The organism is Aggregatilinea sp., from assembly GCF_036822615.1.
Lineage (GTDB): Bacteria > Chloroflexota > Anaerolineae > Aggregatilineales > Aggregatilineaceae > Aggregatilinea.
Genome location: NZ_DAISHJ010000062.1, coordinates 19,837 through 27,471 on the forward strand (window position 1 = coordinate 19,837; position 7,635 = coordinate 27,471).

Below are 7,635 nucleotides of genomic sequence, written 5' to 3' on the forward strand. Positions count from 1 at the left end.
CTGCTCGACAAGCTGCTCGAAGGGATCTGGCACGCGATCTTCGGCCCGCCCCGCAAGAAGGATCGCCGCAGTAACTCCCGCCGCCGCTGATCGCATCGACACCCCCGTAGGGGCAATTCAACGCCATATTCGAACACGTAGAAAGGCAGGGCGGGTTAGCAACCCGCCCTACAAAACCCCATCCGACGCTGCTTGTCTCCCCTCTCCAATCGGATTGGAGAGGGGCCGGGGGTGAGGTTTCATCAGTAACCGGATTAATCTGTAAAACCGCATCCTCGCCCGTTTATTGTTTTGTCCCCCTTCCCGCCGCGTATAATAGGGTGCACCAGAACACATTTTCTACGCATCCCCGGCCACCCACGGATGGCCGCGCCAGGAGGCACACCCCATGCCCACGAAATCCGCCCAATACCGCGAAGCGCTGCGCCCCCTGATCGACGCCGCATTCACCACCGCCGATCCCGGCCCGCTGAACGCCTACCTGATCGAGCACAGCAACCTGCCCGGCCCGCGCGGCAACCTCGAACTCGCCTACGCCTTCGCGGACGAGATCGCGACGCTGTGCCCGGCACGGTGCGCGGAGGTCGCGCGCCTGCTGGACGCGCTCACGACCCGTACACTGACGGACGATCCCACCTCGCCGCTGCAAATGCCACAGTTTTGCGGCACAGTCGCGCTAGGGGAATGGGGGGCGCGCTGCGACGCCATCGACGAGGCCGCCGCGCGCCTGTTCGCCCTGGCCGAAAGCCCGCTCTGGCGGCTCCACGAGGGCGTGGCGATGGGCTTCCAGCACGCGCTGGCGCAGAACTGGCCCGCCACATTGGCCGCCATGCGCCGCGCCGAAGACACCGCCTCCCCGCTGCAATGGCGTGCCCTGGTCGCCGCCGTCGCGGACCCGCCGCTGCTCAAGGACGCCGATCACGCGGTGGACGCGCTCGCGCTGCACGACCGCGCCCTGGTCGCCTTCCACGCCCTGCCCAATGACGTTCGCCGCCGTGAGGACGTCCGCACGCTGCGGCAGGCCCTCGGCTACTCGGTCAGCGTGATCGTCGCGGCGACGCCCGACGCCGGATTCGAGCACATGCACGCCTGGGCCGCGTGGGGCGATCCCGACGTCAACTGGCTTCTGCGTGAAAACCTGAAAAAGAAGCGTTTGAGCGCGTGGCAAAATCAGGTTGAGCGTCTGAAAGCGAGCGTGCTATGATCTGGGCAAAAAGGGGACCCGACGCTCTATGGTTATCCGTGACACCTCCACCGATTTGACGAACGCCCTCAGCGCCGACATCAAGCTGCTGGGCAATTTGCTGGGCGTGATCATCCGCGAACAACACGGCGACGACGCGCTGCAAACCGTCGAGCGCGTGCGCTTCAATGCCAAGGCGCGCCGAGCGGGCGATCAGCACGCCACCATCGAGCTTGAAAACATCATCGAGGGCCTGTCGCTCGACCAAAAGCGCATTTTGATCAAGGCCTTCAGCAACTACTTCCAGTTGATCAACATCGCGGAAGATCAACAGCGCGTGCGCGTCCTGCGCGAGCGCGAAGCCACCACCGGCCTGCAAGAATCGATCGACGCGGCGATCCACGCCCTGCGCGACGAGGGCCTGTCGGCCAAAGACATGCGCGCCGTGCTCAACCGCATCAGTGCGCGGCTGGTCACCACCGCCCACCCCACCGAGGCCAAGCGCCAGGAAGTGCTGGTCAAGCTGCGCCACATCGCGCAGATGATCGCGGAGCGCGACCGCGCGATGCTGCTCCCGCGCGAGCAGGCCGCGCTCGAAGCGGTGCTGGCCGAGGAGATTGAAGAACTCTGGCAGACGCGCCCCACACGATCCGCCCGCGCCACCGTCGCGGACGAGGTAGATTTTGGTGTGTATTTCATCACGCACGTGGTTATGGATGTGCTGGTAGACATCTACGACGACTTGCGCGATGCCCTGCGCGCCGCGTATCCCGGCGAGGATTGGTCCGACCTGCCCGCGCTGCTGCGTTTCGCCTCGTGGATTGGCGGCGACCGTGACGGCCACCCGCACGTCACGCCCGACGTCACGCGTAACACGCTGCGCACGCTGCGCGCCGCCGCCCGCCGCGTCTACCTGGACGAGATCGCATTCCTGCGCGAGCACCTCACGCAGTCCGTGGACGAGGTGGACGTCACCGAATTGATGCGCCAGACGCTCGAATGGGAGCCGAGCACCGAGCGTTTTCCCGGCGAGCTGTACCGCCAGCAGATCGAGCTGATCTACGAGCGGTTGGAACAGGACGCTTACCAGTCCGGCGAGGAGCTGCTGGCCGATCTGCACGTCATCGAGCACAGCCTGCGCGCCAATCGCGGCCAGCGCGTCGCCGGAGGTGCGCTGCACCGCCTGATCGAAAAGGTCCGGTTGTTCGGGCTGCACCTGCTGCCGCTCGACGTGCGCCAGGATGCCCGCGTGCACGCCGCCGCCCTGGACGAGCTGTTCCGCGCCTACGGCCTGGCCGAGTCGTACAGCGGCCTGTCCGAACCGGAACGGCAGGCGCTGCTCGACCGCGAGCTGAAAAATCCGCGCCCGCTGTTCCCCGTCGAGCTGCACTTCAGCGACCGCACCAACATGATCGCGGAGACGTGGCGCATGATTGCGGGCGCGCACCGCGAATACGGCCCGGCGGTGATCGACACGTTCATCGCCAGCATGAGCACCGCGCCCAGCGACGTCCTGGCGATGCTGCTGTTCGCGCGCGAAGTCGGCGTGCAGGACTATCTCGACCTCGTGCCGCTGTTCGAGACCGTGGACGATCTGCACGCCGCGCCGGACATCATGACCACGCTGTTCGAGAACGAGGCCTACCAGCGCCATCTCGCCAAGCGGGGGATGCGCCAGCAGATCATGCTCGGCTATTCGGACAGCAGCAAAGACGGCGGCTATCTCGCCTCGAACTGGGGCCTCTACACCGCCCAGCAGCGCCTCGCGCGCGTCTGCCAGCAGTACGGCGTCGCGCTCGAACTGTTCCACGGGCGCGGCGGCAGCATCGGGCGCGGCGGCGGCCCTACCAACCGCGCCATCCTCGCCCAGCCGCGCGCCTCCATGCAGGGACCGATCAAGATCACCGAGCAGGGCGAAGTCATCGCCTACCGCTACAGCAATCCCGAAATCGCCCGCCGCCACCTGCATCAAGTCATGAACGCCCTGCTGATGGCCGTCGGCGCGCCCGTCATCACCGACGTGCATCCCGAATGGCGCGAGGCGATGGAAACGCTCGCCACGCTGGGCCAGAAGGCGTACCAGACCTTCATCTACGAGACGCCCGGCTTCATCGACTACTGGCAGCAGGCCACGCCCATCAACGAACTAGCGCTGATGCCCATCGGCTCGCGGCCCGCCAAGCGCGGCGCGGGCGGCTTCGCGCAGATCCGCGCGATCCCGTGGGTGTTCTCGTGGATGCAGAGCCGCGCCATCATCCCCAGTTGGTACGGCGTCGGGCACGCCTTCGAGGGCTACTGCCACGACTGCGACGATCCCGAGTCCGGTGGGCTGGCGATTCTGCGCGCCATGTACGCCAGTTGGCCGTTCTTTCAGGCCCTGGTCGAAAACGTGCAGCTCGACCTCGCCAAGACGGATATGGAGATCGCCGGGCTGTACTCGTCGCTGCTGGCGGACGACGCGCTGTGCACGTTCTTCGACGAGATTCTGGCCGAGCACGAGCGCGCCTGCGACTGGATCTGCCGCGTCACCGGCCAGGACGAGCTGCTCGACAATACGCCCGTGCTCCAGCGCTCCATCGAGCGCCGCAACCCGTACGTCGATCCGCTGAACTTCATTCAGGTGAATCTGCTGTCGCAGCTGCGCAGCCTGCCCGCCAACAGTCCCGCCCGCGAGCCGCTGCTCCAGGCGATCATGATGACCATCAACGGCATCGCGGCAGGCATGAAAACCACGGGCTAGCGCAACACAGCAGTTAGCCGTTAGCCCTTAGCGGTTAGCCAGGAGCAAAATCAACCGCGACCTCACCCCGGCCCCTGGGATCGCAAGGGGCAGCCGGAATCGATCACCGTAGGGGCGGGGCTTGCTCCGCCCGGAAGGGGCGTATGGCCCCGCCCCTACCCACCGCCCGCGCCCCCATTAAGCGAACGTAACGCAGCGCCGCCTTGTAGCGCGGGTTGCCCCCGCGTTGTCTTCACCCCTGACTCATCCTCCCAACCGGAACTTTCGCCGCCGCCCGTGCGTAAATGAGGGTGAGCCAAAGTTACGGAGGAACACCCCATGACCCCTGCGCAGCCCAATTATGGCAACTGGATTCGGAAACGTATCCTGTTGGTATTCCTGGCCGTCGGAAGCGGCGCACTGATCGGCGCGCTGCTGCCGGTTCCCCTCGCCGTCCGTCTGGTACTGCTCGGCATTTCGGGCCTGTTTCTGTTCGGATTCGTTTACTTCACCTATGCCTACGTCCAGTTCTCCGCTCAGGGCGGGAACCTGCAAACGCCGCTGCGGAATCTGGTGCTGGACTACCTGTCCTGGGATGGGGAGGGAAAAGCGCTCGACATTGGGACGGGAAACGGCCCTCTGGCAATCCGGCTGGCCCAAAAGTATCCCCACGCGAACGTAGTTGGAATCGATAACTGGGGCAAAGACTGGGAATACAGCCGGGAAACCTGCACACGCAACGCCGCCATCGAACAGGTCGGGAATCGCGTGCAGTTTCAAAAAGCAAGCGCCGCGCGTCTGCCTTTTGACGACGAAACGTTCGACGCTGCCGTGAGTCACTTCGTCTTTCACGAAGTCTCGGATGCCCCCGACAAACGGGACGTCATTCAGGAGGCGCTGCGGGTTTTGCGTGAGGGCGGCGTTTTTTCATTTCACGATCTGTTTCTCGACGAAAAGATTTATGGAACGGTTGAGGACCTGCTGGAAACCATTCGGAGCTGGGGTGTTCAACAGGTCGCTTTTGTCGAGACCGGGCATCAAGTGCACATTCCGCCACTGCTCCGCAGCCGCCGTGTGCTTGGCGCTACCGGGATCATTTACGGAGTGAAGTGACCCTGTTCCGATCCCCGCCCCGGTTGGTGGCTGCTTTTATGAGCTTTGTCACGCCAAAAGAGTGGCATACGCTGCCGGAAACCGGGTGTAAAATGGGGGCATATTGTTTTTTTGTCCTGCCGGTGGAGGGTGCATACATGTCCAAAGGGTTACCCCGGGCACACAAAACATCGAGCAAATCATCCATAAAGTTGACGGACCGGATCCTGTACTCGCTGCATCTGAAGCGGCGGCCCGAAGAGCCTGTCGCCAAGAAGCCCAAAGGATTCGCGGGCAAGGCGCAAAAAGAGGCTGACAAAAACGCCAAGAAGGCTCCCGCCAGCCCCAAATAGCAGCACCGCTGCAAAAAACTTCATATAAAACCTGAGCGGCCCGACTATTTGAGTTCGGGCCGCGCGCTTTAAAAGTGCGCGCCCGCCCCGCCGGGAGTATGGTACGGCTTGGCTGGCCCCGCCCAAGAACGGTATAAATAAATCATGCTCTTTTAGATGTGTCGTGAGCCGTAAACAGGTTGGGTTGGGAGGCGAGATCGCGTGAGTACTCTGAATCGACTACTGCTAAAAATAATCCTGTCCGCGATCCTGGTCGCGGCGCTGGCTGCCGGGCCGCTGACGGAGCCCGTTCGTGCGCAGGGCGGCAGCGGGGCCGATCCCGCGCCTGCCTGCGTCGCGCTCTCCACCACGTCGAACGTAAACGTGCGCTACGGCCCGAACGCGGACGAGTTCGGCGTGATTGGCGTGATCTACGCCGGGCAAACCCTGCCGGTCACCGGGCAAAACGCGGCGGGCGATTGGTACGCGGTGTCGTTCGAGGCGGCGGGCAGTCTGGGCGGCCCGCGTGAGGGCTGGATCGTGGCAAACGCGGTCGAGGCGCGCGGCGTGTGCGACGCCCTGCCCACCCTGCCCGATCCCGGCCAGCCGGAAGAAATCAACCTGCTGATGTCGATCCCCGTGCTGCCCACGCTGGACGCGGAGCATCTGCGCGCGATCTTCGAGCGCGGCCAGTCGCTCGGCAACGATCCGCACGCCTTCACGAAGGTCGGTGACTGCAACACGGATACGTCCTACTACCTCGCCGGGTTCGATGAAGACAACTACGACCTCGGCCCCTATGCCGATCTCGCCCCCTCCATCGACTATTACGCAGGCTCCTGGGAGCACATTAGCCTCGCGGGGCAGGTCGGCTTTAACGCGCTGAGCATGCTCGATCCGATGTGGGCCGATCCGTCGCAGTGCCACTTCAGCGACGACGAAGGCCCGCTCGCGTGCGAGTACCGCATCCAGCAGCCGAGCGCCGCGCTGATGATGTTCGGCCCCAACGACATGATCAACCTGACCGAAGCGCAGTACGCGGACGCCCTGCGCGACATCATCGATCTGTCGCTGGACCGGGGCGTGATCCCGGTGCTCTCGACCTTCACGTGGCATCACGACCAGATGTGGTTCAAGTCGCTGCGCCTGAACGCGATCACGGTCGAGATCGCGCAGGAGTACGACCTGCCGCTGGTGAATTTCTGGCGCGCGGCGCAGGATCTCCCCAATCTCGGCCTCGTGGAAGGCTACACCCACCTGACCGCCGCCAACACGGGCCGCCTGTTCGAGATCCGGTTCACGGGCGAGGAAGAAACGTCCGGCTACGCGGCGCGCAATCTGGTCATGCTCCAGGTGCTCGATCTCCTGCGCACCGAGGTCTTCACCGCCGACTGACGGCTTGCGCCGGGCAGAGCGACCTCACCCCTAAATCCCGTTACTGGGGCCAGGGGGTGAGGTCACTATGTTCCCGCTCCTGTCTAACAACTAAAAACTACCCACTTCCAACTACTTTAACCAAAATAATTTCCGATAAAACCAAAAATTTTGGTGAAATGCTTGACATATGCCAAAACCTGGCCTATCGTTATGTCCAGGAGGTGAGATATGCGGCGCTATCCGAATCGCTGCCCGTCCTGCGGCGGCGACTTGATCGTCACCGAATTGAGCTGCACCTCGTGCGACACCGTCGTGCGCGGCGCCTACTCCGGCTGCTCGTTTTGCGGCCTGTCCGACGAAAGCCTGCGCTTTCTGGAAATCTTCGTGACGTGTCGCGGCAACGTCAAGGAGATGGAGCGCGAAACGGGCCTCGGCTACTGGACCATCCGCGGCAAGCTCGACGACGTGGTGAAAGAGTTTCAGGCTTTAATAGGCCCTACTTCCCCGGAACGCGACCCGAAAACCGAGCGCCGCGACATTCTGGACCGGTTGGATCGCGGGGAAATCACACTGGAACAGGCAGAGGAGATGCTGCTGAATCTGGCGAAATGAAAAGACCTCCGAACAGTCACTTGGCGGTGATTCGGAGGCCCCTGTGCCAGATCGATCATCTGAGCATCTTGTCTGCCATTATACCACAAGCCCCTATCAACAGGCCGCAGAGACGGCCCAGGAGTGGATAAAACATGGCAGATGAACGGTTGCAAATCTTGAAAATGCTGCAAGAAGGTAAAATCGACGCGGAAGGCGCCGAACGGCTGCTGCGCGCGCTGGCGGCCTCCGATCCGGTCGAGCAGGCTGCGCCGGACGCCGACGACGACTATCGCGGCACCGGCTGGCGGCCCCGGCATCCGGGGCGTCCCTTAGGCCCG

Annotated in this window: 7 protein-coding genes; all 7 read left to right on the plus strand. The window is 63.6% G+C overall.

The window, feature by feature from the left end; genetic code table 11:
- The first annotated feature begins 388 nt into the window (after nt 1-388).
- On the plus strand, nt 389-1,204 hold the full coding sequence (locus V7116_RS16285) for a hypothetical protein (RefSeq protein ID WP_324393010.1): 816 nt from the start codon (nt 389-391) through the stop codon (nt 1,202-1,204).
- A 28-nt stretch (nt 1,205-1,232) separates the two neighbouring features.
- Nucleotides 1,233-3,923 (plus strand): phosphoenolpyruvate carboxylase, encoded by a 2,691-nt coding sequence (gene ppc, locus V7116_RS16290; protein WP_324393011.1) that lies wholly within the window; start codon nt 1,233-1,235, stop codon nt 3,921-3,923.
- 318 nt (nt 3,924-4,241) lie between these two features.
- Nucleotides 4,242-5,015, plus strand: a complete 774-nt coding sequence (locus V7116_RS16295; protein ID WP_324393012.1) for a class I SAM-dependent methyltransferase — start codon at nt 4,242-4,244, stop codon at nt 5,013-5,015.
- Between the two features lie 38 nt (nt 5,016-5,053).
- Nucleotides 5,054-5,347 carry a hypothetical protein gene (locus tag V7116_RS16300; protein ID WP_324393013.1) on the plus strand — a complete coding sequence of 98 codons (294 nt, stop codon included), beginning with the start codon at nt 5,054-5,056 and terminating at the stop codon, nt 5,345-5,347.
- 201 nt (nt 5,348-5,548) lie between these two features.
- Complete coding sequence (locus V7116_RS16305) at nt 5,549-6,721, plus strand: hypothetical protein (protein ID WP_324393014.1); 1,173 nt, start codon at nt 5,549-5,551, stop codon at nt 6,719-6,721.
- Nucleotides 6,722-6,931: 210 nt separating this feature from the next.
- On the plus strand, nt 6,932-7,315 hold the full coding sequence (locus V7116_RS16310) for a DUF2089 domain-containing protein (RefSeq protein WP_324393015.1): 384 nt from the start codon (nt 6,932-6,934) through the stop codon (nt 7,313-7,315).
- Between the two features lie 134 nt (nt 7,316-7,449).
- Nucleotides 7,450-7,635, plus strand: a 186-nt coding sequence (locus V7116_RS16315; protein WP_324393016.1) for an SHOCT-like domain-containing protein, incomplete at its 3' end; no start/stop codon positions are given.

Excerpts from the sequence above, each read along its gene's own strand:
- V7116_RS16310 (WP_324393015.1), top strand. The coding sequence starts at position 6,932 with ATGCGGCGCTATCCGAATCGCTGCCCGTCCTGCGGCGGCGACTTGATC.
- V7116_RS16285 (WP_324393010.1), top strand. The coding sequence starts at position 389 with ATGCCCACGAAATCCGCCCAATACCGCGAAGCGCTGCGCCCCCTGATC.
- ppc (WP_324393011.1), top strand. The coding sequence starts at position 1,233 with ATGGTTATCCGTGACACCTCCACCGATTTGACGAACGCCCTCAGCGCC.
- V7116_RS16300 (WP_324393013.1), top strand. The coding sequence starts at position 5,054 with ATGAGCTTTGTCACGCCAAAAGAGTGGCATACGCTGCCGGAAACCGGG.
- V7116_RS16295 (WP_324393012.1), top strand. The coding sequence starts at position 4,242 with ATGACCCCTGCGCAGCCCAATTATGGCAACTGGATTCGGAAACGTATC.